Consider the following 23,698-nt stretch of genomic DNA (forward strand, 5'->3'; position numbering starts at 1 on the left):
AAGGAAAGAAAAAAGGGGCGCGAGGCCCCTTGGATTACTTATCTTTTTTCCGGTCCAGAAGGGAAACGACCTTCGCCCCCTTCCCCTTGTCCGGCGGTTCGTCGAGAGGGGGCTCCAGCGACTGGGGCTGAGGGACGGACTCCCGCGCCAGGGGCGACACGACTTTTTCCATCCGGATCGGTGTCCCTCCCATGGTGAAGGGGGTTCCGTTGATCTGGGCCTCCTCAAGGATCCAGGTATAGATTTCCAGGGGCACCGTGAGGACCAAGAGCTTTACCCGCCACCAACCGGGCTTCACATCGGGTGAAACATCTTCGATGCGGGCATAGAATCCCGGCTTGCCGTCGATGTGGACCAGGACCAGATCGTTGATGGCCGTTGACATTGCTCCCCCTTGCTCCGTATTCGAAAATAGAATCTTACAACGGCCGTGATCAGTCGGACTGGCCCATGAGAAGTCCCTGGCGGACCTGGGAGCCAAGAGCTACCTCCAACTCGTTGTAAAGACGGCGAAGCTCCCGTTCGCGGCGATAGAACTCTTCAATCCGCTCCGGCTCCCACAGCCCTTCAACCCGCTCACAGTTAAACGTTATGCAATTGAAGGGTCGCAGTGACGGTTGCATGAGACAGCCTGCGTCGCCGAGATAGGGGCAGAAGTCGCGGCCGAAGCGGGGCTCGAAAAGCTCAGCATTCGTTGATCGATAAATCAGCAGGTCCGCCACCGTAAAATGGTACTTTCCCCGCAGGCAACACTCGCCGCCGCAGGAGGCACAGATCACCGAACTGCCCATCTCATGGGCCAAGCGGTGCAACTCCTCCTTGGCCGAGCAAATGGCGCCCCCCTTCTCCCGGAGCATCGCTCTGACCGGCTGCGGAAGTCGGTGGTATTGACCGGTGATCGCCGCCACCGCGGCATGCCAGACGTTCTGATCATTCATGAAGAGAGTCGATTTCTTCAAGTTCATTGCGGTGGGGTACCGCATGGCTTGTAAAAAACTGGTCGAAGCAGCCCATAAGCCGGGTTCTGTTCCCGCCGCGGGTTACCCCTTGGCGGGCGATGACCATTCCTCTGGGACCGCCGTTACCGACGGCCTCAAGCAGCCAACCCGGAAGCACGGACGGGCCATCCTTGACGCTTCCCTATTCGGCCTTGCTCCTGGTGGGGTTTACCTGGCATCCGACGTCACCGCCGAACCCGGTGAGCTCTTACCTCACCCTTTCACCCTTACCCGCCTGAGCGGGCGGACTTCTCTCTGTGGCACTATCCCTGGGGTCGCCCCCGCTGGACGTTATCCAGCACCATGCCCTGTGGAGCCCGGACTTTCCTCCCCCCGCACGCGAAGGGCGGCCATCTGTTCTGCTTCGACCAAGCCGTTATTCAATAAGCCCGCGTCAGGCGTCCTGACGGAGCACCAGCATCCGCTGGCAGTGAGGACAGAGGACCAGATCGTCCCCTTTGTAGAGCGAGTTGTAAAGCTGGGGTGGCAGGTTCATGTTGCAGCCCGAGCAGTTACCGCTCCTGGCAGCCACGAGAGCCACGCCCTGTCGGCGAAGGCGCAAGGCTTCGTACCGCTTGAGCAGTGACGCCGGAATCCCCTTGGCAGTGTCGGCCTTGGCGGAGGCATCAGAGGCAATCTCCTGATCGAGACGCTCCAGCGCGGCCGTAAGCTCCGCCTTGCGGGCTCCGAGATTCTCCTCCAGACTGCTGATATCTCCTATGGCGGCCCCGGTTTTCTTGGACACGAAAATGAGGTAAATCTAGGTGTTCAAGGAGGTCGTCAATGGAAAAGGATGTCAGTGTCTCCGGTGCGGCGGAAGGAGAGCGTAGCTCGACTGGAGCAGCACCGGAAGTCAAACGTTGGAGCGCCAACCGCAAAAAGGAGGTTGTCCTGCGGTTGATGCGCGGTGAACCAATCGATGCCTTGTCCCGTGAGTTGGGCATCGAAATCTATCGCCTGGAAGAGTGGCATCAGAAAGCACTCCAGGGGATAGAATCTGCTCTCAAGGCTCGTGAAGGTGATCCGTTGGCAGCGGAACTCGATGCAGCCTTCAAGCGCATCGGTGAGATCACCATGGAAAACGAGCTACTGCGGGAGAAAGCGAGGCGTGCCCACCCTTTGGCCCAGAGGAGATCGAAGAAATGAGTGCTACGATCTCCCCTGCCACCGGTAAAGCCTATGGCGTTCAGCGCGTCTGCCTTGCCTGGGGAGTGCCCCGCTCGTCGTTCTATAGCCGTGCAGGCAGAAAAACATTGCCTGCTGTACTGCTCAAGCGTGGTCCAAAAACACCGCTCTCTGACGACGAGGTACTTTCTCTCATCCGGACCGACCTGGAGACATCCCCCTTTGTCGGCGAAGGGCACCGTAAGGTCTGGGGACGACTACGCTTCGTCAAAGGGATAAAAGTCGGCCGCAAACGAGTGTTGCGTCTCATGCGGGAGAACAATCTGCTCTCCCCTCACCGGGTTGTTCAGGGACAGCCCAAGGACCACGCCGGCAAGATCATCACGGCGGCCCCCAACGTCATGTGGGGTACCGATGGCACCAAGATCTTCACCCTGGAAGAAGGGTGGTGCTGGTTGTTTACCGCCGTCGAGCATTGGAATGCCGAGTGCGTCGGTTGGCATGTGACCAAGAATGGCGACCGGTTTGCCGCATTGCAGCCGCTCGCCATGGGAATCAAGGCCCGTTTCGGCTCGGTCGGTGCCGCTGCTGCTCGAGGGTTGGCACTGAGGATGGATCACGGCAGCCAATACCTCTCAGAGCATTTCCAGAATCAGATCAAGTTCTGGGGAATTGCCCCAAGTTTCTCATTTGTTGCCGAACCGCAGACCAACGGGGTGACGGAACGGTTTAATCGGACTATCAAAGAGCAGGTCATCTATGGCCGCCATTACCGCACAATCGAAGAAGTAAGGATGGCAGTAGCTGACTTCATGGATCGTTACAACCGGCTGTGGCTGGTTGAAAAGCTCGGGTTCAGAAGCCCACGACAGGCTTTCGAGGAGTATCAACTCAAGAAGGCTGCGTGACTCTTATCTTGTGTCCAGGGTACCGGGCGCGCTACACTGCTGATATCTCCCTCACGGGCAACAATATCGGCAACGAACTGCTCAACTTGTCCCGTTTTCTGGAGGAGTTGCTCCTCAAGCTCACCCTTCTGCTTCTTGGCAGCAGTGATCTCTTTCAGAATCGCCTGGTACTCTTTCTGGGTTTTGATTTCCTTCTGCCGCGCCTCTGAGCGGACAATATTCTCATCCTCCGCGGCCAGATTCGCTTCAAGGCTCAGTTTCTCCTCTTCGGCAGCCGCCAGCTCGGCCTTGATGCCGTCCACGGCGAGCCGTGCCTCTTCCACCTGCCGGTCCAGCTCGGCGAGCTGATCGAGAAGCGCCTGCCGTTCTCCCTGGCGACCGTCGATCTTCAGATCGAGCTCCTGCAGTTCCTCAAGCAGTATGAGATGTTTACGCAACACCAACCTCCCTCTGTTCTCCGTTTGTCAGTCTCCCGGAAGAAACCGTTTATCGCCAGACGAATGGATCCCGCTCACCATTGAACGCAACCACGTCAGCCTCGAACCCCTTCAGGACCAGATCAGCCGTCAGCCGCTCCGCGACTCCGGATACCATGATGGCCTCCGTGCCGAAATGCCCGGCATCCAGCAGAGCGATACCGAGAGCCTCCGCATCCCGTGCTTCATGATACTTCACATCCCCGGTAACGAATACGTCCGCTCCCTGACGGTGGGCATCACGCAACAGTGACATACCGCTGCCACCGCAGAGTGCGACCTTCTTCACCCGCTTCCCCGCGTCACCCACGAGCCTGACGCCAGCAAGTCCCAGCTTTGCTTTCACGGCATCGGCAAAGAGAGCCAGCGTCGTCTCCTCCGCCAGATAGCCGATCCTGCCGAGGCCTTGTGCAGCCCCGCGATTGAGAAGCGGGTAGAGATCAAAGGCGGGCTCCTCGTAGGGATGAGCTTTCAGGAGAGCTGAGACCGCGGACGAAACCGCATCCTTGCGCACCAGAACCTCGATACGGGTTTCCGCCACCTGCTCCCTGACCCCGACTGTCCCCAGGAAGGGACGTGCCCCTTCAAGGGGACGAAACGTGCCGGTACCGCCGCTTCTGAACGAACAGTCCCGGTAGGTGCCCACAGTGCCGCTGAAGCGAAACAAGGCCTCGGACACCTGCTCTTCATGGCCTAGGGGAACAAAGACCGCAAGCTTGACCAGCTCTTCGGTCGCCGTCACCGACAGGGGGTGAGCAGAGCACATGTCGAGCCGTTGCGCCAGAAGGTCATTCATGCCGCCATCGGCGATATCGTAGTTGGTGTGGAGCGAAATAACGGCTAACCCGCCTGAAATGGCCCGCAGCACGGTTGCCCCGGTCGGATCGTTGGCGGTTATTCGCTTGAGGGGACGGAAAAGGAACGGGTGGTGGGTGAGCAGGAGCTGGCAGTCTGCGGCGATGGCGGCATCCACGGTTTCCCGGGTGCCGTCCAGGGCGACCATGATCCGTGAAACGGCACAGGTCGGGTCCCCAACCAGCAACCCCACGTTGTCCCACTCTTCGGCAAGAACTGGTGGAGCAAATTTATTAATAATTCCGAGTATGTCAGAGACTTTTGGCGTCATCATCAAAGGCAAAAGAAAAAGAGTGCCACCGTTCGGCGTGCACTCTTTTTCGTCTGATCAGTTCCTGCGATCGTAATCGGAGCTCTCGGGGCATCCCCGCATCTTCCTACCTGGTTGTCGGGTGGTGGGCCCACCAGGACTCGAACCTGGGACCGACCGGTTATGAGCCGGTTGCTCTAGCCAACTGAGCTATAGGCCCGAAAAGCGAACTTTAACTTTACGGCAAACCACGCAAGGCGTCAAGGGAATTGTGAAATGCCACCCTCGGACCAATGCACCCGTCAGTAGAGATCAAACCTCAGGAAACGGCACTCAAGGGGGCCGTTGAAGAGGACGATCCGCCGGGATGCCCTGAGCCCCACCGCCTTGGCCAACTCGGGCCCACCGGTGAGCAGCCAGGCGGTATAGCCGGCGCAGCGCTGCTTCAGAACGTCACCGATCTGGCGGTAGAGGACCCGAAGCCCTTCTTCATCGCCGAGCCTCCTGCCATAAGGAGGGTTGAAGAGAATAATGCCAGGAGCGGGAGGTGGTGTCAGGCCACGCACATCGCCAGACGTAAAGGAAATGTGCTGCTCGACACCGGCCCGCCGGGCATTGGCTGCGGCGACAGAGAGAAGGTCAGCCTGCTGATCGCTCCCCAGGAGGGGGGACTCAAGTGAAGTGCGCTCCCCCTGGCGTGCTTCGGTTACAAGACGGAGCCAGAGTGAAGAGTCGAAGCTGGGCCAGTGCTGGAATCCGAAACGCTCCCGAATGAGACCGGGCGCCCGATTGAGCGCCTTGAGCGCCGCCTCCACGAGGATGGTACCCGAGCCGCACATGGGGTCTAGGAGAGGAACGGTGCCGTCCCACCCCGTCATCTCCACGAGGGCGGCGGCAAGAGTTTCCCGCAACGGGGCCTCACCCGCCTCGGTACGGTAGCCGCGCCGGTCGAGGCTGGCGCCGGAACTGTCAAGGCTCACGGTGCAGACGTTACGGACCAGATGAACATGGACCCCGAGATCCGGCTGCTTGGGATTCACGCTGGGTCGCCTGCCGTGGCGGTCACGGATGGTGTCGACTATAGCGTCCTTGGTCTTGAGAGCCACGAACCCTGAATGGGTCAGAACCGAATCGCGAAGATTGCACTCAACTGCCAGGGTCATGTCGGGGGTGAGCCAGTCGTTCCACTGGATGGAGCGGACACCGTCATATAGCCGCTGGGGTGAATCGCAGGGGAATTGGGCAAGCGGCACGAGGATGCGGCTCGCGGTCCGCAGCCAGAGGTTGGCCCGGTAGCAGGCGGCAAGATCGCCCGCGAAACGCACTCCTCCGCGCTCTATGGCCACCCCGCGAAAACCGAGGCCGCGCATCTCGGCGGCCAGGACATCCTCAACCCCCTTGGCTGTGGTGGCGAAGAAGGCATGCTCGCCCGAAAGGGGAGTGACTGCGGTACGTTTGCGCACAATAACCGACGACATGAATTACTCCAGACAGGATTTGATGCCGGCAAGCCCTTCAAGGGCGCCGCATGCGAGAGAAATATGGGGGGCGCCGATCTGAGCCTCCCGGGGATTGATCCGGATTGCCACGGCCTGGTGAAGGGAGCCGACTTCTTCCGTCAGGTAGCGAATTGTGGGAATTGCCGTTCCTGCCCCCAGCTCCACCACCACCGCGCGCCGGCCTCTGACTTCAGTCAGAAACTCGTCGAAGTTCCGCTGCTGCCGGGCGGTTCGTCCGCTGATCCAGCCATAGTCCCCGAACATGAGGATATTGGGTCGCGCCACGTCGCCGCAGTGGATGCAGCGGGGAATGTGTCCCGCCCGCATGGTCGACTCGTCAACGGGAATGGTTTCCCGGTTCTCCCAAACAGCCATTGTGCATGGTTTGGTGCACTGGAGATGGTGAATGGAACCGTGCACTTCCAGAATACGGTCTTCGGCGAACCCGGCCTTCTGGAACTGGCCGTCCACGTTGGAGGTCACCACGAAATGGTCGAGGCCGTAGCGTTCGATCCATGCCCTGATGATTCCGAACCCGGCGTGAGGGACTGTGGCACGGTAGAGGTTGGTCCGATGGCCGTAGAATCCCCAGCCAAAGGCGGGATCTTTCTCAAAATGAGCCGGGTTGGCGGCGCCAACGAAGGTAATGCCGAGCCGTTCATAGGGCGGATACGCCTTCCAGAAACCGCTATCCCCTCGGAAGTCGGGCAGCCCCGAATCGACACCCATGCCGGCCCCTGAAGTGATGACCAGCACTTCGGCCCGCCGCAGCGCTTCGGCCGCACGCAGGAATCGCTCACGCAGTTCCATGGATCACCTCCCGCGACACCCAGTTGATCCGAACGTCAGATGGCCACCCGCACGAGGATGGGATCAAGCAGGCGGCACGCCTCGCACGGGTCGAGTCCTACCAGATACCCACGCTTGCCGCCATTGATATATATCCTCGGGAGACCGAGAATCGACTCCTCCATATAAACCGGCATGGCATGCCGCGTGCCGAAGGGAGAAGTCCCACCTACCTGGTAGCCCGAATGCCGGTTTGCCGTATCGGGGGAGCAAGGAGACACGCTTTTGACACCCATGACCCGCGCCAGTTCCTTGGTGGAGACCTGCCGGTCGCCGTGCATCAGGACGATGAGCGGCCGTTTCGCCTCGTCTTCCATAATGAGCGTTTTCACCACGCAATGCTCGTCCACGCCGAGCTCCCGGGCGGAGACGGCTGTTCCGCCTTTTTCCTCATAGGCATACACGTGGTCCGTAAACGTTACACCTGCGGCCCGTAGTTGACGTATGGCCGGAGTAACCGGCGCCTTGTCCTTGGCCATTAAAGCCTCCCCGGTGCCGCCGGTCAGGGTCGGACGGCTCGGCACAAAAACAGCGAGGCCGCGTCGGGTCTGACCGGCGCGGCCTCTGGTTTTTCCGGCGCAGGCCGGCTATTCCACGAAGCTGCGGAGTTTCTTGGCCCGGCTCGGATGGCGGAGCTTGCGCAGGGCCTTGGCCTCGATCTGACGAATCCGCTCCCGGGTCACCTCGAAGTCCTGCCCCACCTCCTCAAGGGTATGATCGCTCTTCTCGCCGATGCCGAAACGCATCCGCAGAACTTTTTCCTCCCGGGGGGTGAGGGTGGCAAGCACGCGGGCGGTCTGCTCCGAAAGGTTGGCCTTGATGACCGCCTCCAGAGGCGAAACCACACCCTTGTCTTCGATGAAATCCCCCAGGTGTGAATCTTCCTCTTCCCCGATGGGAGTTTCGAGTGAGATGGGCTCCTTGGCGATCTTGAGGACCTTGCGTACCTTGTCGAGGGGGAGATTCATCCGTTCGGCGATTTCCTCCGGCGACGGCTCACGACCGATTTCCTGCACCAGTTGGCGACTGGTCCGGATCAGCTTGTTGATGGTCTCGATCATATGGACCGGAATCCGGATGGTGCGGGCCTGGTCGGCGATAGCTCGGGTAATGGCCTGTCGAATCCACCAAGTGGCGTACGTCGAGAACTTGTACCCGCGCTGGTACTCAAACTTGTCCACCGCCTTCATGAGACCGATGTTCCCCTCCTGAATGAGGTCGAGAAACTGGAGCCCCCGGTTGGTGTACTTCTTGGCAATGGATACCACGAGCCGCAGGTTCGCCTCCACCAGTTCCGACTTGGCCAGCTTCGACTTGGCTTCACCCCGATCGATGGCCCTGAGGGCGTCGGAAAGCTCACGGGCCTTGAACCCGGACTCTTCCTCAACCTTCTTCAGTTTCTTCTCAGCTGAGCGCACCTTCTTCTCGTGCTTCTGAGCATCTTCCAGAGAAAGCTTGATCCCCTTTCCCACAGCTTCGCTGGCGGCAATCTCCTTGAGGGTGTCGGCGGAGACTCCCGCCTCCTTCTCAATGGCGGCAATCTCCGCCATAATGGTATCAACCTTGGCCGACAACTCCTTGAGCCGCTGGGCGATCTTGGCTATGTGCCGATCCTTGAGACGCAGGGAGGTAACCATCTCGGCAAGCTTTTCCTTCAACTCCTGCCGTTCAGCGAGCAACTCCTGCCGACGGGAGGCGGAAAGGGATTCCTCCTCCAGCTCGGCATTCAGGGCAGCAAGGCGGACATCGACGGCGGCAATTTCCTCCACCTGGGCAAGAAGACGGGTCTTCTGCACATCCTCTTCATCCTCCTCCAGCTCCTCTTCCTCCACCTCCTTGCTGATCTCGGCGGCGCTGACCTGCCCCCTCAGGAGCTTCTCGCCAAGTGCGATGATCTCCTTCACCGTGATGGGGGTATTGAGGATGACGCCGGCGATATCCCGCTCGCCCTCCTCAATACGCTTGGCAATTTCCACCTCACCCTCGCGGGTGAGTAGCGACACCGATCCCATCTCGCGCAGATACATCCGTACCGGATCGCTTGTCCTTCCCAGAGCGCCCGGCTCGTACTCGAAGTCTTCCTGTTCCCCTTCAATCTCTTCCTCTTCCTCCAGGTCGAGTTTCATCTTGGGGATTTTTACCTTCTGGGCCGAATCGACGATGTCAATATCCATCTCACCGAACATGCTCATTACGTCGTCGATCTGCTCGGATGAAATATCGGGAGGAAGAAGGTCGTTTACCTCATCATAGGTGAGGAATCCCTTTTCCTTTCCCAGGTCGATGAGTTGCTTGACTTCGTCCGTGCTTTTCTTGGCCATCAAGTTCACCTCATTGCACACATGGTCTCTTTAAGATAACTGCGATTTCCTGTTTCGCAAGGCCTCTATTTCGGCAAGCAGCTCCCGGTACCGGGGGGTATCCGAATCAGCCGCAGCCAGCTCTCTGGCCAAGTCCTTGAGCCGCTTGAGGGAACCACGCTCCAGGGCTTGGCGACACTGGTCAAAGGCCTTATGGACATCAACGTCCGCGAGATGATCGTCGTTGACGAGGAACGCCGCAATGCGTCCCTTTTCCTCGGGGGATGCAACCAGTTCGAGAAGCTCCCCCCAGTCAATCTCCACCCGCCGGCTGTGCCGCTCAAGTATGGCATCGGCAACGGGAGCAAGCTCGGGACGGAATAGCCCCGCCGCCTCACCGCGGCGGACTCGATCTGCCACTTCAGCGGATCGCGCCATGAGAGCAAGCAGCATCTCTTCGGGACCGGCGCCACGTGGCCGGCGCTCCGCAGTCGGGCGGGGAAGGGGGTCAGGGCGTGATCCGGCTGCTCCGCCCGACGCACGCAGCAGGGAACGGACATCAATACCCAGAACCCGTGCGATCTCCTTCACGTAGAGTTCCCGCTCGATGGGATTGGCGAGCTTTGCCAAGCGGGGCGCCAACTCGTTCGCCACCTTCAGCTTTCCCTCTACCGTACCCGCATCCACCTGTCCGAGCAGGTCGCGGAAGAGAAAATCAAATGCCGGCCGGGCCTTGGCGAGCCGTGTCCGGAAGATGTCCGCCCCCTCTTTCTTGACGAAACTGTCCGGGTCTTCTCCCTGGGTCAACTCCACCACGTGGGCCGGGAAGTTTTCCGCAAGAAAGAGGTCGATCGCCCGCACGGTCGCCTTCCGTCCGGCACTATCCGCATCGAACAGGGTGTAGGCTTTCCCGGCGTAGCGCCGCAAAAGCTTCACATGGCCTTCGGTCAAGGCCGTGCCGCAAGTGGCGACCACGTTCCGGACCCCTGCCTGATAGAGGGCAAGATGATCGAAATAACCCTCTACGATAATGGCGCTGCCCTGCTCCCGCAGAGCGCCCTTTGCCAGGTGGACGCCGAAGAGCACGTCGCTCTTGTGATAGATGGGCGACTCGGGAGAGTTGATGTATTTGGGCAGCGAGTCATCCAGGACTCTGCCGCCAAACCCGATCGTGCGTCCGTGGATATCGGTGATGGCAAACAAGAGACGGTTGCGGAAGATATCGAAGTAGCCGCCCCCCTCGCGCCGACGCACGAGTCCCAGCCGTTCCGCCAGATCCATGGAGACCTTGCGGTGTTGCAGGTGCCGCGAGAGATAATCCCACCGGTCCGGCGCGAACCCGAGACGGTACGCCTCGGACGTCTCCCGGTCCACACCGCGCGTTTCAAGGTAGCGCCGGGCCGCGCCGGCCTCTTCGTTTCGCTCCAGGGCCTCGCGATAGAGCCTGGCAGCCAGGTCCATGATCCCATAGAGCTCTTCGCGTTCGTCCTGCCGCCGTTTCTCTGCGGCGGTAACGGGACGGTCCTCGATTTCGACACCGACCCGCTTGCCCAGGAACTTGACCGCTTCGGGAAACGACAGTCCCTCCATCTTCATGACAAAGGTGATGGCATTTCCGCCAACGCCGCAACCGAAACAGTGAAAGATCCCCCGGGCCGGATTCACGTTGAAGGAGGGGGTCTTCTCGCCGTGGAACGGACAGAGTCCCTGGTAATTGGCGCCCGATTTCCGGAGGCTCACATAATCCGAGACCACCTCCAGAATCGGAGCTCGCTCGCGTATCTCCCTAATCTTATCGTCGGGGATGTTTGACATCTTTAGCCCGTATTTGCGGGGTCTGAGCTTCCGACCCATGGCTTCCGCGCCACCCCTCGGCCATCCCTTTTCCGGCGTCGATGAACGCCCGCGCCGTCGCCGAGCGGACAAGCCATGTCCGGAGCCCCGCCGGCACAGGCGGCGCGCTGGCTAGGTAGAGAATGATACTGAGGAGAAATGCCCCTTCCAGCAAACCGAACACGGCACCGCCAACCCGGTTGACCCCGCCGAGCAGCGTAATCGACATCACCACGGTGAGAAAATGGCCAAGAAGGTAAAAAAGAAGGGCAGCTCCCAGAAAAATGACGACAAACGCCACGGCGGACGAAATGCGGGCGGGCAGATGAATCATGGAGACAAGAACCCCGCCGACGGCGGGATGGAAGGAGAACGCCGCCCATCCTCCAACCACAAATCCGAGCAGGGAACACACCTCGCGGACGAGCCCCTTGAGAACCCCTTTGACGGCAAATGCCAGTACTACGCCCCAGAGCAGGATATCGAGAAGGCCCATGCCATGCACCTTGTTGGAATCAAAAGAAGAAGGGGCAATTCAGAGAATCGCCCCCAGGGTCTGATCGCGGAACTCAGAGACCGGAAAACGTTCGTCTAGGCAAGCTGTTCCTTCACGATGGCACTAACCAGCGATCCGTCAGCCCTGCCGGCCACGTGGGGCATGAGGGCCTTCATCACCCGCCCCATGTCTTTGACGCCCTGGGCACCGGTCTCCGCAATGGCCGAGGCCACCAGCCCCCCGATCTCCTCCCTGGTGAGCTGTTGGGGGAGAAAGCCGAGCAGAACCTGAAGCTCCCGCTCTTCTTTTTCCACGAGGTCGGTACGTCCGGCCTCGCCGAACATCCGGATCGATTCCCGGCGTTGTTTGACGAGGGATGAAACGACTTCCGTCACTTCCTGTTCGGAGAGTTCACGCCGCGCCTCGATCTCACGGTTCTTCACCGAAGAGCGAACGAGGCGGATGGCGGAAAGTCGCACCTCATCCCTGGCCTTCATGGCCGCTTTCATCTCCTCGTTCAGGCGATCCCTCAACATGGCAACTCCCCGGCCCGCAAGTCCATATCCAGCGCTGAAAGCGGCAAACGGACGCCCCCCAAGCGGAGGCGTCCGCAACACCGTTCCATGCCACGCGGGCATACACGTAACGGCCTCAGCGCGCTAGTCCATCATTTTGCGCTGTTTTTTCATTGCACGCTTGCGCGCGGCAATGGCCTTTTTCTTTCTTTTGATACTCGGCTTCTCATAGTGCTCACGCTTGCGGACCTCGGAGAGGATTCCCGCCTTTTCACACTGCTTCTTAAACTTCTTCAGCGCGAGCTCAAACGATTCAGTTTCCTTGACCTTTACTCCCGGCATCCATATTCCCCTCCCTCCTCTATGTAAATTCGCTGCAAATCTGAGCTGATAGAGTCAGACGACGAGCCGGAAAAATTTTACGAGAAGAGACATAATAGCAGCAGAAGCGTCAATGTCAAGTTTTTATTCGGATACCGAGGCGCTACTACTCGTTTCTGCTCGCCTTTTCGGCGTGCCCGGAGGTACCGAAACGACGGCGGAGCTCATTGTACACATCTGCCGGGGCAATATCATAATGACCGAGAAGAACCAGCGTATGAAAAAGCAGGTCAGCGGTCTCGTAAACGATCTCCTCCCGCTTCCCCCCTTTACCGGCGATAATGACTTCCGTCGCCTCTTCACCGACCTTCTTGAGAATCTTGTCGATCCCCTTGTGAAAGAGGGACGCCGTATAGGAGCTCTCGGGCAGAGCACCTTTCCGGTCGAGAATCACCTCATAGACTGCCTGCAGGATGTCGTCACGCTCGTTCATAACCGGACCGGAACCCCCCGTTGACGGAGATACTCCTTGGCCTCGCCGATGGTGTACTCCTTATAGTGAAAGATGGACGCAGCAAGACAGGCGCTTGCCCCTGCCTTGACGAAGCCGTCGTACAGATGCTCAAGGTTTCCCACCCCGCCGGAGGCGATGACCGGAATGGAGACCGCGTCGACAATGGCGCGGGTCAGGGGGATGTCATAGCCGTCCTTGGTGCCATCCCGGTCCATGCTGGTGAGGAGGATCTCGCCGGCGCCGTACTCCTCCATCCTACGGGCCCACTCCACCGCGTCGATGCCGGTGGGGTTGCGGCCGCCGTGAGTGTAAACCTCCCAGCGGTTCTCGCCGGGAACCTGCCGGGCGTCGATAGCCACCACGGTGCACTGGGAACCGAAGCGCTCCGCCGCTTCCCGTACGAATTCGGGCCGGTGGACCGCCGCCGTGTTGATGGACACCTTGTCGGCCCCGGCGTTGAGGAGATTGCGGATATCGTCCACGGTCCGCACCCCGCCACCCACGGTGAGGGGCATGAAAACCCGCTCGGCGGTGCGGCGCACCACGTCAATGATGATGCTCCGCTCGTCGGAAGAGGCGGTGATGTCGAGGAACGTGAGCTCGTCGGCCCCCTGGCGGTCATAGAGCTCGGCGATCTCAACCGGATCGCCGGCATCACGCAGCTCCAGGAACTGGACCCCTTTGACGACCCGGCCGCCCTTCACGTCCAGACACGGGATGATCCGCTTGGTCAGCATCTCAGGCCCCTCCCCGCTTCGTGAGTGCTACCGCTTCAGCCAGATTGATGGCCCCGGTGTAGACCGCCTTGCCGGTGATGGCGCCGGCGATGCCGCTCGTCTCAATGGCCATAAGGTTCTCGATATCCTTCAGGGACGACACCCCTCCGGAGGCGATGACCGGGATCGAGATCGCCTCGGCCAGAGCCCTGGTCGCTTCAATGTTCGGCCCCTGCATCATGCCGTCCCGGGCGATGTCGGTGTAAATGATGGCGGCGACGCCGTATCCCTCGAACCGTTTTGCCAGATCCACCGCCGTGACGCCGGTGACCTCGGCCCACCCCTGGACCGCCACCATGCCGTTCTTTGCGTCGATCCCCACCACGATCCGGCCGGGGAAGAGGCGGCAGGCCTCCTCCACCAGTTCGGGGTTCCGCTGGGCCGCAGTACCGAGGATCACCCGGCCAATGCCGAGGGAGAGATACGCCTCGATGGTGGGAATGTCCCGGATGCCGCCCCCCAGCTGGGTTGGGATGGCAATGGCCTTGACGATGGCCTCGATGGAGGCGCGGTTCTTGGGTTCGCCGGCAAAGGCGCCGTCCAGGTCGACAATGTGGAGCAGCTCCGCCCCCTGGCGCTCCCACTCCCTGGCCTGGTCGGCGGGATTGTCACAGAAAACGGTATCCTTTTCCATGAGCCCCTGTTCGAGGCGGACGCACTTTCCTTCTTTCAGGTCAATGGCAGGTATGACGATCACTTCATCTCTCCGAAGTTCTTGAGTATGGACAGCCCCACCGCCTGTGACTTCTCGGGATGGAACTGGGTGGCGACGATGTTGTCCTTCCAGATGGCGGCGCAGAACTCGACGCCGTAGGTGCAGGTGGCGGCGATGACACTCTCGTCGTCGGGCATTTCATAGTATGAATGGACGAAATAGACGTTGGCCCCGTCCTCCACCTCGGCAAAGGCCGGTGGGCGGCGTTTGATGGAGAGCTGGTTCCACCCCATGTGGGGGACTTTGAGTTCCTCGCCTCCTTCGCGCATCCCCTCGGGAAAACGGAGGACGTGGCCAGGAATGACGTTCAGCCCCTGGTAGAGGCCGAACTCCACGCTGTCGGTCAAGAGGAGCTGCATCCCGACGCAGATGCCGAGAAAGGGGCGCCCCTCCCGGATCACCCTGAGGATCGGCTCCACGAACCCCCCCTGCTCCAGGTTGCGCATGCAGTCGCGAAAGGCTCCCACGCCGGGAAGGACGATCTTTTCCGCCTCCAGCACCACCTTGGGGTCGGCAGTCACAACCGCCTCGAAGCCCACCTTCTCGAACCCCTTCTGGACCGACCGGAGATTCCCCATGCCGTAGTCGATAATTGCAATCTTGGTCATATCAGAGCTTGCCCTTCGTCGACATGACCCCCTGAATCCGGGAGTCCACCTGGGTTGCCTGGTCCACGGCCCGGGCAAACGCCTTGAAGCACGCCTCGACGATGTGATGGACATTGTCGCCGTACATGACGTTCACATGGATGTTGGCGCCCAGGTTGTTTACCACGGCCTGAAAAAATTCCCGCACCAGTTCCACGTCAAACTCGCCGATCTTCACCTTGGGCAGAGAGACGTGGTAGACGAGGTAGGGGCGCCCCGAGATGTCCACCGCCACGCTGGCAAGGGTTTCGTCCATGGGGACTGTGGCTTGGCCGTAGCGCCTGATCCCCTTCTTGTCGCCCAAGGCCTCCTTGAGCGCCTGGCCGAGGACGATGCCGATGTCCTCCACCGTGTGGTGAAAATCGATATCGATGTCCCCCGTGGCGTCCACCTGAAGATTGAAGAGCCCGTGGCGGGCAAAGAGGTCGAGCATATGGTCGAGAAACGGCACGGAGGTACAGATCTTCGCCTCGCCCGTCCCGTCTATTTCAAGGGAGAGCTTGATCTGGGTTTCCTTGGTGACGCGCTCAATGGTGGCTTTCCGGGACATGGAACCCTCCTCGTGGGAATCGAAGTTAGCCAATCTCTTTCAGGGCGGCGAGAGTCGCCTCCATCTCCTCCCGCGTGCCGATGGAAATCCTCATGCCATGGGCCAGGAGCGGGTCGGAGAAATGACGAACCAGGATCTTTCGGGAGTAGAGGCCGTCGTAGACCCGTTTACCGTCACGGTCCGGCGGCGCGGCAAACACGAAGTTCCCCTGGGAGGGGATCACCTCGTAGCCGAGCGTCCGGATTTCAGCGGAAAACCACTCGCGGGTCTCGCGGATCAGGCGGGTACACCCGGCAAAGTATGTCTGATCCCGCAGGGAGGCCACGCAGGCGGCCTGGGCGAGACGGTCAAGGTTATAGTGATCGCGGATCTTGTCCAGGGCCGCAATCACCGCCGGACGGGCCACGGCGAAACCAAGCCGCATCCCGGCCAGGGAATAGCTCTTGGACAGGGTACGGGTCACGACCACGTTCTCGTGTCGCCGCACCAGATCCAAGGCATCACCGTCGGCGAAATCGGCATAGGCCTCGTCAACCACCAGGACCCCGGCACAGCGGGTTGCCAGTTCCTCGATGTAGGCAAGGGGAAAAGCGAAGCCCAGCGGCGAATTCGGGGTGGTCAGGAAGAAGAGCTTTCCCTCGTAGCGGCCGGGAAAACCGGCAATGCGAAGGTCATCCGTAAGGCCGAAAGTCCGCACCCGTGCCCCCTGGATTTCGGCCAGGGTCGCGTAGTAGGAGTAGGAGGGATGCACGTAGCCAATTTCCTCCCCCTCGCCGGCAAAGGCCCGTATCAGGTTATTGAGGACCTCGTCAGAGCCGTTGGCCATGATGATCCACGCGGGATCGAAGCCGAACAGCTCGCCCACGGTCTCCCGCAGCACCTGGCTCGAAGCGCTGGGATAGGTGCGCAGGAGCGCCCCGTCACCCCCTAACTCCGCCAGGATTGCCTTCACCACCTCGGGCGACGGCGGATAGGGGTTCTCATTGGTGTTCAGCTTGATCCACGACGCCACGTCCGGAGGTTGGTAACCGGGGACATAGCCTGCCATGGCGGCAATATTTGAGCGAAAGGGAAGCATGGCGCGCTCCTGTCGTTTCTCGTTATTTCAGGCGGATGCTTACCGACCTGCCGTGGGCCTCCAGCCCCTCCATCTCGGCAATACTGACGATGTCGCGGCCCAGACGGTTCAACCCCGCCGCACTGAAGTAGACGATAGAGGATTTCTTCACGAAATCGTCCACCGACAGTGGGGAGAAGAAACGGGCCGTACCGCCGGTGGGAAGGGTGTGGTTCGGGCCGGCCAGGTAGTCGCCGGCCGCCTCGGGGGTGAAGTGGCCGAGGAAGATAGCACCGGCGTTTTTGATCCGCGGCAGTATCTCGAAGGGATTTGCCACAGCAAGCTCCAGGTGCTCCGGGGCGATCCGGTTCGAGAAAGCGATGGCCTCGTCCAGGCTACCGGCCACGATGACCGCGCCGTAGGTCTCCCACGACGTGCGGGCGATGGTCTCCCGGGAGAGTTGCGCCAGTTGCCGCTCCACCTCCGTCGCCACCTGCTCGCCGAAACCGCGGTCGGTGGTGATGAGGATGGATGAAGCAAGTTCGTCGTGCTCCGCCTGGGAAAGGAGGTCGGCGGCGATGTGGGCCGGGGTGCCGCTCCCGTCGTTGATGACGAGAATCTCGCTGGGTCCGGCGATCATGTCGATCCCCACCTGGCCGAAGACGAGCTTTTTGGCGGTGGCCACGTAGATGTTCCCCGGGCCGGTGATCTTGTCCACCCGGGGCACCGTCGCGGTCCCATAGGCCAGGGCCGCCACCGCCTGGGCGCCTCCCATCCGGAAAATCCGGTCAACACCGGAAAGCCGCGCCGCCACCAGAACGTGCGGGTTGATCTCGCCGCCGGGGGTAGGGGCCACCATGACGATCTCGCCGACGCCGGCCACTCGGGCCGGAACTGCATTCATGATGACACTGGAAGGGTAGCTCGCCTTGCCGCCGGGAACGTAGATCCCGACCCGCTCCAGGGGCGTCACCATCTGACCGAGAAGGATGTCTGGCTCGGTGGTGGAGAGCCAGGTCTCCTGCTTCTGCTTCTCGTGGAAGCGGGCCACCCGCTCCACCGCCAGCTTGAGGGCGGCAATCTCCTCGTCCTTCACCTTGGCAAAGGCGTACTCGATCTCGTCCTCGGTCACCTGGAGGGCGGCGACGGAGTCGGCCTCAAGCCGGTCGAAGCGCCGGGTGTACTCCAGGAGCGCCTCGTCTCCCCGTGCACGGACATCGGCGATGATGTCGAGAACCACCTGCTCCACCTCGCGGCCGGTCTCCTCGCCCCGGGCGAGGATGGCAGCGAATTCCGCGTCAAAGTTCGTATCCCTGATGTCGAGGAATCTCATACGTGCTTCTCCAGCCCTTCGATGATCTCGGTAATCCGGGGATGCTTGGTCTTGAGGCTCGCCCGGTTGACGATGAGACGCGTGGTGATCTCGGCGATGGTCTCAACCTCGACCAGGCCGTTCTGGCGCAGGGTCTCCCCGGTGGACACCAGGTCCACGATCCGCTCGGAAAGCCCGACCAGCGGGGCCAACTCGATGGACCCGTAGAGCTTGATGATCTCCACCTGAACCCCCTTGCGGGCGAAATACTTCTCGGTCACGTTGGGATACTTGGTGGCGATCCGGATGTTGGTCCAGCTGGAGGGGTCGTCGTCCAGGGCAAGTCCTGCCGGCTCGGCCACCATCATCCGGCAGTAGCCGAACTTGAGGTCCAGGGGCTCATAGAGGTCCTTTTCCTGCTCCATGAGAGTGTCCTTGCCGACGATACCGAGGTCGGCGCAGCCGTACTCCACATACGTGGGAACGTCAGTGGCCCGGACGATCATGTACCGCATCCGCTGCTCGTGGTTTTCAAAGATGAGCTTTCGGGTGTTGGAGAGGAGCTCGTCGCAGTTGATTCCAATCTTGCCGAAGAGGGTTACTGATTCTTCGAGAATCCGCCCCTTGGGGATGGCGATGGTAATGTAGTCGGTCATGACATGTCAGGGACCGGCGACCAGGAGCCGGGGGCCTGCATCGGCACCCGCGCCTGCCGTCGGGTCACTCCTTTACACGTTGGATATCGGCACCGAGGCCGGCCAGCTTCTTTTCGATGGACTCGTATCCCCGGTCCAGGTGGTAGATACGTGAGATCTCGGTAGTATTGTCGGCTGCCAGGCCGGCGAGAATGAGCGACGCCGAGGCCCGGAGATCCGTGGCCATGACCGGCGCGCCCGACAGTTTCTTCACCCCTTTCACGGTGGCGGTGCTCCCCTCGACCGTGATGTCGGCACCGAAGCGCAACAGCTCCGAGACGTGCATGAAACGGTTCTCGAAAATATTCTCGCTGATGACACTCGCTCCGTCGGCCACGCACATGAGGGCCATGAACTGGGCCTGCATATCGGTGGGAAAGCCCGGATAGGGGCGCGTCTTGATGTTCACGGCCTTGGGACGGCGGGGGCCCTTCACCCGCACCACGTTGTCGCGATTGGTGATCTCCACGCCGGCATCCTGAAGCTTGAACACGAGCGCATCCAGGTGCTCCAGCTTCATGTTGCGGATCTTGATGTCGCCGCCGGTGATGGCCGCCGCCACCATGAACGTGCCCGCTTCGATCCGGTCGGGCATGACGTCGTGGGCAACCGGCGCCAACTCCTTAACCCCGGTGATCCGGATGGTGTCGGTGCCGGCACCGTCAATCTTCGCCCCCATCTTGATCAGTATCTCGGCCAGATCGATGATCTCGGGCTCCCGGGCGGCGTTCTCCAGAACCGTTTCCCCTTTGGCCAGGGCCGCCGCCATCATCAGCTGCTCAGTGCCGCCAACGGTGGAAATGTCGAAATTGATGCGGGCACCCTTGAGCTTTTTCGCCTTGGCCTCCACGTAGCCGTGCTCCAGCCGGATGTCGGCGCCCAGTGCGGCAAGCCCCTTGAGGTGGAGGTTGATGGGACGGGCACCGATGGCGCAACCGCCGGGAAGGGAAACCCGTGCCCGGCCGTGGCGGGCCAGCAGCGGACCCAATACCAGGACCGACGCCCGCATGGTCTTCACGAGATCATAGGTGGCCTCCACGTTGTTCACGTGGGTCGTATCGATCCTGACGATGTTGCCGTTTCCTTCCACCACGGCACCCAGGGATTCCAGGACCTTGATGGTTGTGTTGATATCGCGCAGGAAAGGAACGTTACGGATCTCGTTGAGGCCGGGGGCGAGGATGGTGGAAACGAAAATGGGGAGAGCCGCGTTCTTGGAGCCACTGACCGAGACCTCTCCGATCAGTTTCTTTCCACCTTTGATGATCAGCTTGTCCAATGGAATGCCTCTGTCGTGATAGTGTGTTCGGGGCCAAGTCTCGCGTGAAACCCGGCCTATCCGATCCTTCCGCCGACCACCCGGTCTATGCCGTTGGGGTCTTGAGCGGTAAAACAATCGCAGAAACCGGTACGGGAGAACATGCCGAGCACCGTCTCCGCCTGACCGATGCCCAGTTCGACCATGAGCCAGCCGCCGGGATTCAGGTACTCCGGAGCGGCCGGAACGATAAGCCGATAGAAATCGAGACCGTCGGATCCACCGTCCAGGGCGGCACGGGGCTCGTACTCCCGAACCTCCGGCTGAAGCGCCTCCAGGTCGGCGGTGGGGATATAAGGGGGATTGGAGACGATCAGGTCGAACCGCTGGTCTCCTAAGGGTTCGAACAGGGAACCCTCGAAGAGGGTCACCCGCGCGCCGTGCCGTTCCGCGTTCCGCTGGGCCAGGGCGATGGCGCCGGGAGACTGCTCCACTCCCACTACCTGGGCGTGGGGAAGTTGCTTGGCCAAGGCCACGGCGATACAGCCGCTGCCCACACCGATATCGAGGACCGCAGCAGCATGGGGGGCGCGACGGAGCGCCTCTTCCACAATCACCTCGGTGTCATGCCGGGGGATGAGAACCGACGGCGTCACGACGAAGTCGAGACCGCAGAACTCCTGGGTACCGAGAATATACTGAAGTGGTTCCCGCTTGGCCCGGCGCGCCACGAGTCCGCGGCAGGCGGCCAGTTCCTCCGGGTTCAGGGGTTTGTCGAAATTGACGTAGAGCCCCACCCGATCAAGCCCCAGGGCGGCGCTCAGGAGCCATTCGGTTTCCAGGCGAGCATTCTCGACTCCCTTTTCAGCCAGGTAGCCCCTGGTCCAGTCGAGAACCTTGCGAATGGTCCAGATTTCCGGCTTTTCCGTCATCTGCCGCCTCCGCTGTCCGCGCGGATCAGGCCGCTTCGGCCTGGGCCTTCAGGGCCTCCATCTGATAATGAGTGCGGAGCGCATCCACCACCTCGGCGATGTCTCCTTCCATGAGAGAGTCGAGGCGGTAGAGGGTGAGGCCGATCCGGTGATCAGTCATCCGGCCCTGGGGGAAGTTGTAGGTACGGATCCGCTCGCTCCGGTCGCCGCTTCCCACTTGCTGTTTCCGGTCCGCGGCGATCCGTGCGTTCTGCTCCTGATGGAGACCGTCGAGGATCTTGGTCTTCAGAACCTTCATGGCCTTGGCCCGGTTCTTGATCTGGCTCCGCTCGTCCTGGCACTCCACCACGATCCCGGTGGGAATGTGGGTGATCCGGACTGCCGATTCGGTCTTGTTGACGTGCTGCCCGCCGGCCCCGGAGGCACGGTAGACGTCGATCTTGAGATCGGCCGGGTTGATGTCCACCTCGATATCTTCGGCCTCGGGCAGAACCGCAACGGTGCAGGCGCTCGTGTGGATGCGCCCCTGAGCCTCGGTCTCCGGCACCCGTTGTACCCGGTGGGTCCCCGATTCGTACTTGAGCTTGGCAAATACCCCCTGCCCCTCGATGAGGGCCACGATCTCCTTGAAGCCCCCCCGCTCCGACTCGGAGGCGGACATGACCTCCACCTTCCAGCGGTTGCGCTCGGCAAAGCGGGAATACATCCGGAACAGGTCGCCCGCGAAGAGGGCCGATTCGTCGCCGCCGGTGCCGGCGCGGATTTCCAGAATTACGTTGCGGTCGTCGTTTGGATCCCTGGGCAGGAGAAGGAGCTTGATTTCGCCTTCCAGTTCCTCCTGTCGCTGCTCCAGTTCCTCCAGCTCGGCCTGGGCCATTTCCTTCATCTCGGGATCGGCCAGCAACTCCCGGTTCCCCTCCATCTCCTCCAGCACCTTTTTGTACGTGCGATAGGACTCGATGAGCGGCGTCAGGTCGTTATGCTCCCGGGACAGCCTGCGGAATTCGGGCTGATTGCCAAGCACCGCGGGGTCGGCCAGCAACGATTCGAGCTCGTGGTAACGTACTTCCAGTTCTTCTATCTTCTCGAACATTCACTGCGTCCTTTGTTGATTACACCACCAGACGATCATCCCGGTAGCCGTCGTTCACTTCCAGGGCCTCGGTCATAGAGCGGATCGCCACCTCCACCTGGCTGTCGTCGGGTTCGCGCGTGGTGAGTCGCTGAAGCGCGAGGCCCGGGGCGATAATGAGCTTCACCAGTGGGTTCTGGTCATTTTTTGCGCTCCACTTGAGAAACTCGTAGGAAACCCCGGCGATGACGGGCAGCAGCACCACCCGGGCGCCCGCTTTCATCCAGAAGGGCCAGAGCTTGGGAATGAGCGAGAAGATAACGATGCTCACAAGCATGACAATGAGAAGAAAGCTCGTGCCGCACCGGGGGTGGAGACGGCTGTATTTCTGCACCGTAGCCGCCGTTAGTTCATCGCCGGCCTCGAAGGCGTAGATGGTTTTGTGCTCGGCCCCGTGATACTGAAATACTCGCTCGATATCGCTCATGCGGGAGATCGATACGATATAGAGGAGAAACACCACAACCCGGATGACGCCGTCCACCAGGTTGAAAACGATATTGGACGAGCCGATGACCGGCACCAGAAGCTTGGTGAGATAGAGGGGCAGCACGAAAAAGAGCAGGATACCGAAGCCGAGGGCAACCGCCATGGTTCCCCCGAGGGCCCAGGACGAAATCTCCTCCTTCTCCCCTTCTTCCTCCGCAATGGCCTCGTTGGCCGAGAAATTGAGCGCCTTGAGCCCCATGGCCAGCGAGGTAAAGAGCGCCACCGCCCCCCGGAGAACAGGCAATTTGACAATGGGATACCGTTCAGAGAGAGGGGGTACCTCCTCCCGTTTGACGGCGATATCGCCGCCCGGCCGGCGCACGGCAATAGCCATGGACCGGGGGGCACGCATCATCACCCCTTCCAGCACGGCCTGCCCGCCCACATTGATCCGTTCGGCAACCAGGAGCAGCTGCACCAGAAACATTCTCAGCCGTTGCGTCATATGGACATCTCCCTGAACAACCGTTTCACCTCCGCTGCTTTCCCGCAGGTCATGCCTCCTTCGGGGCAGGGGCCGGTCAGGCAGCCGGGACCGGCATCCCGGAAAATGGTGGGGGCAACGCCCTTCACAAGCCGCAGCATCTCCACCGCCAGCGCCCGGATTTCCCACTGGGCCCGCTCGCAGCAGCGGAGGCCGAAAAAGTGAATGAGCTCACGGGCATTCATGGTCACTATGATCTTCGTCTCCGCGGCGTTGGGGAGGACGAAACGGGCATCTTCGGCGGGAACCCCGTCGTCCACCAGAGCCCGGTAGGCATCGGCGCAGGCCTGCATGGCCGATTCGAACACCTGCCGGCGCTTCTCCGTGGCGGATACGCTCCCGGGCACAACCCGGGGGAAGCCGTCACCGCGGAAGGTCACGTAGCGCTGGGACTGCTGTGAATAAGAGGCGATGCGGTGGCGCACGAGCTGGTGGCTGGCGGCCCGGGAAATCCCCTCGATGCCGAAGGTGAACGATGCATGCTCCAGCACCGACTGATGCCCAAGCGACATGATCTTGTCAAGGAACGCCGTCACGTCCGAGGCGGAAAGCTTTTCCCGCAACTCATCGATGCCGACGGAGGCGTAGCAGAGCCGCGCCGCGAGCGCCACGGCGGCTTCAGGATCGGGAGTATGCTGGAGGAGGGCAATTTTCATACTGTCGTCGCCAACCAGAGACTAAAAACAAAGGGGATTTCGCCCTGGACAAAATC

General features: G+C 61.0%; 28 protein-coding genes, 1 tRNA gene and 1 other RNA gene. 2 read left to right on the forward strand and 28 right to left on the reverse strand.

Annotation, left to right across the window (positions count from 1 at the left end; genetic code table 11):
* Positions 1-34 precede the first annotated feature (34 nt).
* The 4 genes from GS_RS15460 to GS_RS15475 form a co-directional block, all read right to left on the reverse strand.
* Positions 35-385, reverse strand: a complete 351-nt coding sequence (locus GS_RS15460; RefSeq protein ID WP_010943704.1) for a hypothetical protein — start codon at positions 383-385, stop codon at positions 35-37.
* Between the two features lie 49 nt (positions 386-434).
* A complete protein-coding gene (locus GS_RS15465; RefSeq protein ID WP_235044918.1) occupies positions 435-965 on the reverse strand; it encodes a hypothetical protein in 531 nt (176 codons plus the stop codon).
* Positions 966-997: 32 nt separating this feature from the next.
* An RNA gene (gene rnpB, locus GS_RS15470) (RNase P RNA component class A) lies at positions 998-1,365 on the reverse strand.
* 27 nt (positions 1,366-1,392) lie between these two features.
* The gene (locus tag GS_RS15475; RefSeq protein WP_235044919.1) at positions 1,393-1,743 is read right to left on the reverse strand and encodes a zinc ribbon domain-containing protein; all 351 of its coding nucleotides are present in this window, start codon (positions 1,741-1,743) and stop codon (positions 1,393-1,395) included.
* A 38-nt stretch (positions 1,744-1,781) separates the two neighbouring features.
* Here GS_RS15475 and GS_RS15480 point away from each other — a divergent pair, with 38 nt between their 5' ends.
* Both GS_RS15480 and GS_RS15485 read left to right on the forward strand, forming a co-directional pair.
* Positions 1,782-2,144, forward strand: a complete 363-nt coding sequence (locus GS_RS15480) for an IS3 family transposase ISGsu7 (RefSeq protein WP_010941222.1) — start codon at positions 1,782-1,784, stop codon at positions 2,142-2,144.
* Positions 2,141-3,031 (forward strand): IS3 family transposase, encoded by an 891-nt coding sequence (locus GS_RS15485; RefSeq protein WP_010941223.1) that lies wholly within the window; start codon positions 2,141-2,143, stop codon positions 3,029-3,031. Before GS_RS15480 ends, GS_RS15485 begins: the two co-directional genes overlap by 4 nt.
* On the opposite strand, the gene GS_RS15490 is transcribed toward GS_RS15485, so the two are convergent.
* The 24 genes from GS_RS15490 to thyX form a co-directional block, all read right to left on the reverse strand.
* Positions 3,010-3,468, reverse strand: coding sequence for a hypothetical protein (locus GS_RS15490; RefSeq protein WP_235044920.1), 459 nt, complete (start codon positions 3,466-3,468; stop codon positions 3,010-3,012). The genes GS_RS15485 and GS_RS15490 overlap by 22 nt on opposite strands.
* A 49-nt stretch (positions 3,469-3,517) precedes the next feature.
* Positions 3,518-4,636: a Nif3-like dinuclear metal center hexameric protein gene (locus tag GS_RS15495; RefSeq protein ID WP_010943706.1), complete on the reverse strand. Its 1,119-nt coding sequence runs from the start codon at positions 4,634-4,636 to the stop codon at positions 3,518-3,520.
* A gap of 119 nt (positions 4,637-4,755) precedes the next feature.
* Positions 4,756-4,832: transfer RNA gene (locus tag GS_RS15500), tRNA-Ile, on the reverse strand.
* An 82-nt stretch (positions 4,833-4,914) separates the two neighbouring features.
* Positions 4,915-6,090 carry a THUMP domain-containing class I SAM-dependent RNA methyltransferase gene (locus GS_RS15505; protein WP_010943707.1) on the reverse strand — a complete coding sequence of 392 codons (1,176 nt, stop codon included), beginning with the start codon at positions 6,088-6,090 and terminating at the stop codon, positions 4,915-4,917.
* A gap of 3 nt (positions 6,091-6,093) precedes the next feature.
* Positions 6,094-6,921: an SIR2 family NAD-dependent protein deacylase gene (locus tag GS_RS15510; RefSeq protein WP_010943708.1), complete on the reverse strand. Its 828-nt coding sequence runs from the start codon at positions 6,919-6,921 to the stop codon at positions 6,094-6,096.
* 35 nt (positions 6,922-6,956) lie between these two features.
* On the reverse strand, positions 6,957-7,439 hold the full coding sequence (gene ybaK, locus GS_RS15515; RefSeq protein ID WP_010943709.1) for a Cys-tRNA(Pro) deacylase: 483 nt from the start codon (positions 7,437-7,439) through the stop codon (positions 6,957-6,959).
* A 108-nt stretch (positions 7,440-7,547) separates the two neighbouring features.
* Positions 7,548-9,281: an RNA polymerase sigma factor RpoD gene (rpoD, locus tag GS_RS15520; RefSeq protein ID WP_010943710.1), complete on the reverse strand. Its 1,734-nt coding sequence runs from the start codon at positions 9,279-9,281 to the stop codon at positions 7,548-7,550.
* Between the two features lie 30 nt (positions 9,282-9,311).
* Positions 9,312-11,075, reverse strand: a complete 1,764-nt coding sequence (gene dnaG / locus GS_RS15525) for a DNA primase (RefSeq protein WP_010943711.1) — start codon at positions 11,073-11,075, stop codon at positions 9,312-9,314.
* Entirely contained in the window at positions 11,053-11,589 is a 537-nt protein-coding gene (locus tag GS_RS15530; RefSeq protein WP_010943712.1) for a CvpA family protein, read from the reverse strand. Before GS_RS15530 ends, dnaG begins: the two co-directional genes overlap by 23 nt.
* A 95-nt stretch (positions 11,590-11,684) precedes the next feature.
* Positions 11,685-12,125 (reverse strand): GatB/YqeY domain-containing protein, encoded by a 441-nt coding sequence (locus GS_RS15535; RefSeq protein ID WP_010943713.1) that lies wholly within the window; start codon positions 12,123-12,125, stop codon positions 11,685-11,687.
* Positions 12,126-12,248: 123 nt separating this feature from the next.
* Complete coding sequence (gene rpsU / locus GS_RS15540) at positions 12,249-12,446, reverse strand: 30S ribosomal protein S21 (RefSeq protein ID WP_010943714.1); 198 nt, start codon at positions 12,444-12,446, stop codon at positions 12,249-12,251.
* Positions 12,447-12,591: 145 nt separating this feature from the next.
* A complete protein-coding gene (locus GS_RS15545; RefSeq protein WP_010943715.1) occupies positions 12,592-12,918 on the reverse strand; it encodes a phosphoribosyl-ATP diphosphatase in 327 nt (108 codons plus the stop codon).
* Positions 12,915-13,676 (reverse strand): imidazole glycerol phosphate synthase subunit HisF, encoded by a 762-nt coding sequence (gene hisF / locus GS_RS15550; RefSeq protein ID WP_010943716.1) that lies wholly within the window; start codon positions 13,674-13,676, stop codon positions 12,915-12,917. The genes GS_RS15545 and hisF overlap by 4 nt, the downstream gene beginning before the upstream one ends.
* Before the next feature lies 1 nt (position 13,677).
* Entirely contained in the window at positions 13,678-14,412 is a 735-nt protein-coding gene (hisA, locus tag GS_RS15555) for a 1-(5-phosphoribosyl)-5-[(5-phosphoribosylamino)methylideneamino]imidazole-4-carboxamide isomerase (protein ID WP_010943717.1), read from the reverse strand.
* Positions 14,409-15,038 carry an imidazole glycerol phosphate synthase subunit HisH gene (gene hisH, locus GS_RS15560; RefSeq protein WP_010943718.1) on the reverse strand — a complete coding sequence of 210 codons (630 nt, stop codon included), beginning with the start codon at positions 15,036-15,038 and terminating at the stop codon, positions 14,409-14,411. The genes hisA and hisH overlap by 4 nt, the downstream gene beginning before the upstream one ends.
* Position 15,039: 1 nt before the next feature.
* On the reverse strand, positions 15,040-15,627 hold the full coding sequence (gene hisB, locus GS_RS15565; protein ID WP_010943719.1) for an imidazoleglycerol-phosphate dehydratase HisB: 588 nt from the start codon (positions 15,625-15,627) through the stop codon (positions 15,040-15,042).
* 25 nt (positions 15,628-15,652) lie between these two features.
* Positions 15,653-16,705 (reverse strand): histidinol-phosphate transaminase, encoded by a 1,053-nt coding sequence (gene hisC / locus GS_RS15570; RefSeq protein ID WP_010943720.1) that lies wholly within the window; start codon positions 16,703-16,705, stop codon positions 15,653-15,655.
* 22 nt (positions 16,706-16,727) lie between these two features.
* Positions 16,728-18,017: a histidinol dehydrogenase gene (gene hisD, locus GS_RS15575; RefSeq protein WP_010943721.1), complete on the reverse strand. Its 1,290-nt coding sequence runs from the start codon at positions 18,015-18,017 to the stop codon at positions 16,728-16,730.
* On the reverse strand, positions 18,014-18,652 hold the full coding sequence (gene hisG, locus GS_RS15580; protein ID WP_010943722.1) for an ATP phosphoribosyltransferase: 639 nt from the start codon (positions 18,650-18,652) through the stop codon (positions 18,014-18,016). Before hisG ends, hisD begins: the two co-directional genes overlap by 4 nt.
* 64 nt (positions 18,653-18,716) lie before the next feature.
* Entirely contained in the window at positions 18,717-19,970 is a 1,254-nt protein-coding gene (murA, locus tag GS_RS15585; protein ID WP_010943723.1) for a UDP-N-acetylglucosamine 1-carboxyvinyltransferase, read from the reverse strand.
* Between the two features lie 56 nt (positions 19,971-20,026).
* Positions 20,027-20,881, reverse strand: coding sequence for a peptide chain release factor N(5)-glutamine methyltransferase (gene prmC / locus GS_RS15590; RefSeq protein ID WP_010943724.1), 855 nt, complete (start codon positions 20,879-20,881; stop codon positions 20,027-20,029).
* A 25-nt stretch (positions 20,882-20,906) separates the two neighbouring features.
* Positions 20,907-21,974, reverse strand: coding sequence for a peptide chain release factor 1 (prfA, locus tag GS_RS15595; RefSeq protein WP_010943725.1), 1,068 nt, complete (start codon positions 21,972-21,974; stop codon positions 20,907-20,909).
* Between the two features lie 19 nt (positions 21,975-21,993).
* Positions 21,994-22,947, reverse strand: a complete 954-nt coding sequence (locus GS_RS15600; RefSeq protein ID WP_010943726.1) for a DUF1385 domain-containing protein — start codon at positions 22,945-22,947, stop codon at positions 21,994-21,996.
* Positions 22,944-23,642: an FAD-dependent thymidylate synthase gene (gene thyX, locus GS_RS15605; RefSeq protein ID WP_010943727.1), complete on the reverse strand. Its 699-nt coding sequence runs from the start codon at positions 23,640-23,642 to the stop codon at positions 22,944-22,946. The genes GS_RS15600 and thyX overlap by 4 nt, the downstream gene beginning before the upstream one ends.
* Positions 23,643-23,698: the final 56 nt, after the last annotated feature.

Origin of the sequence: Geobacter sulfurreducens PCA (assembly GCF_000007985.2) — a bacterium.
Lineage (GTDB): Bacteria > Desulfobacterota > Desulfuromonadia > Geobacterales > Geobacteraceae > Geobacter > Geobacter sulfurreducens.

Coding starts and splice junctions, on each gene's coding strand:
- hisC (WP_010943720.1), bottom strand. CDS start 16,705: ATGCTTCCCTTTCGCTCAAATATTGCCGCCATGGCAGGCTATGTCCCC.
- prmC (WP_010943724.1), bottom strand. CDS start 20,881: ATGACGGAAAAGCCGGAAATCTGGACCATTCGCAAGGTTCTCGACTGG.
- hisB (WP_010943719.1), bottom strand. CDS start 15,627: ATGTCCCGGAAAGCCACCATTGAGCGCGTCACCAAGGAAACCCAGATC.
- hisD (WP_010943721.1), bottom strand. CDS start 18,017: ATGAGATTCCTCGACATCAGGGATACGAACTTTGACGCGGAATTCGCT.
- hisG (WP_010943722.1), bottom strand. CDS start 18,652: ATGACCGACTACATTACCATCGCCATCCCCAAGGGGCGGATTCTCGAA.
- thyX (WP_010943727.1), bottom strand. CDS start 23,642: ATGAAAATTGCCCTCCTCCAGCATACTCCCGATCCTGAAGCCGCCGTG.
- GS_RS15465 (WP_235044918.1), bottom strand. CDS start 965: ATGAACTTGAAGAAATCGACTCTCTTCATGAATGATCAGAACGTCTGG.
- prfA (WP_010943725.1), bottom strand. CDS start 21,974: ATGTTCGAGAAGATAGAAGAACTGGAAGTACGTTACCACGAGCTCGAA.
- GS_RS15530 (WP_010943712.1), bottom strand. CDS start 11,589: ATGGGCCTTCTCGATATCCTGCTCTGGGGCGTAGTACTGGCATTTGCC.
- hisH (WP_010943718.1), bottom strand. CDS start 15,038: ATGACCAAGATTGCAATTATCGACTACGGCATGGGGAATCTCCGGTCG.
- GS_RS15510 (WP_010943708.1), bottom strand. CDS start 6,921: ATGGAACTGCGTGAGCGATTCCTGCGTGCGGCCGAAGCGCTGCGGCGG.
- GS_RS15600 (WP_010943726.1), bottom strand. CDS start 22,947: ATGACGCAACGGCTGAGAATGTTTCTGGTGCAGCTGCTCCTGGTTGCC.
- GS_RS15545 (WP_010943715.1), bottom strand. CDS start 12,918: ATGAACGAGCGTGACGACATCCTGCAGGCAGTCTATGAGGTGATTCTC.
- hisF (WP_010943716.1), bottom strand. CDS start 13,676: ATGCTGACCAAGCGGATCATCCCGTGTCTGGACGTGAAGGGCGGCCGG.
- GS_RS15505 (WP_010943707.1), bottom strand. CDS start 6,090: ATGTCGTCGGTTATTGTGCGCAAACGTACCGCAGTCACTCCCCTTTCG.
- GS_RS15485 (WP_010941223.1), top strand. CDS start 2,141: ATGAGTGCTACGATCTCCCCTGCCACCGGTAAAGCCTATGGCGTTCAG.
- ybaK (WP_010943709.1), bottom strand. CDS start 7,439: ATGGCCAAGGACAAGGCGCCGGTTACTCCGGCCATACGTCAACTACGG.
- GS_RS15460 (WP_010943704.1), bottom strand. CDS start 385: ATGTCAACGGCCATCAACGATCTGGTCCTGGTCCACATCGACGGCAAG.
- GS_RS15535 (WP_010943713.1), bottom strand. CDS start 12,125: ATGTTGAGGGATCGCCTGAACGAGGAGATGAAAGCGGCCATGAAGGCC.
- GS_RS15480 (WP_010941222.1), top strand. CDS start 1,782: ATGGAAAAGGATGTCAGTGTCTCCGGTGCGGCGGAAGGAGAGCGTAGC.
- rpoD (WP_010943710.1), bottom strand. CDS start 9,281: ATGGCCAAGAAAAGCACGGACGAAGTCAAGCAACTCATCGACCTGGGA.
- GS_RS15495 (WP_010943706.1), bottom strand. CDS start 4,636: ATGATGACGCCAAAAGTCTCTGACATACTCGGAATTATTAATAAATTT.
- dnaG (WP_010943711.1), bottom strand. CDS start 11,075: ATGTCAAACATCCCCGACGATAAGATTAGGGAGATACGCGAGCGAGCT.
- rpsU (WP_010943714.1), bottom strand. CDS start 12,446: ATGCCGGGAGTAAAGGTCAAGGAAACTGAATCGTTTGAGCTCGCGCTG.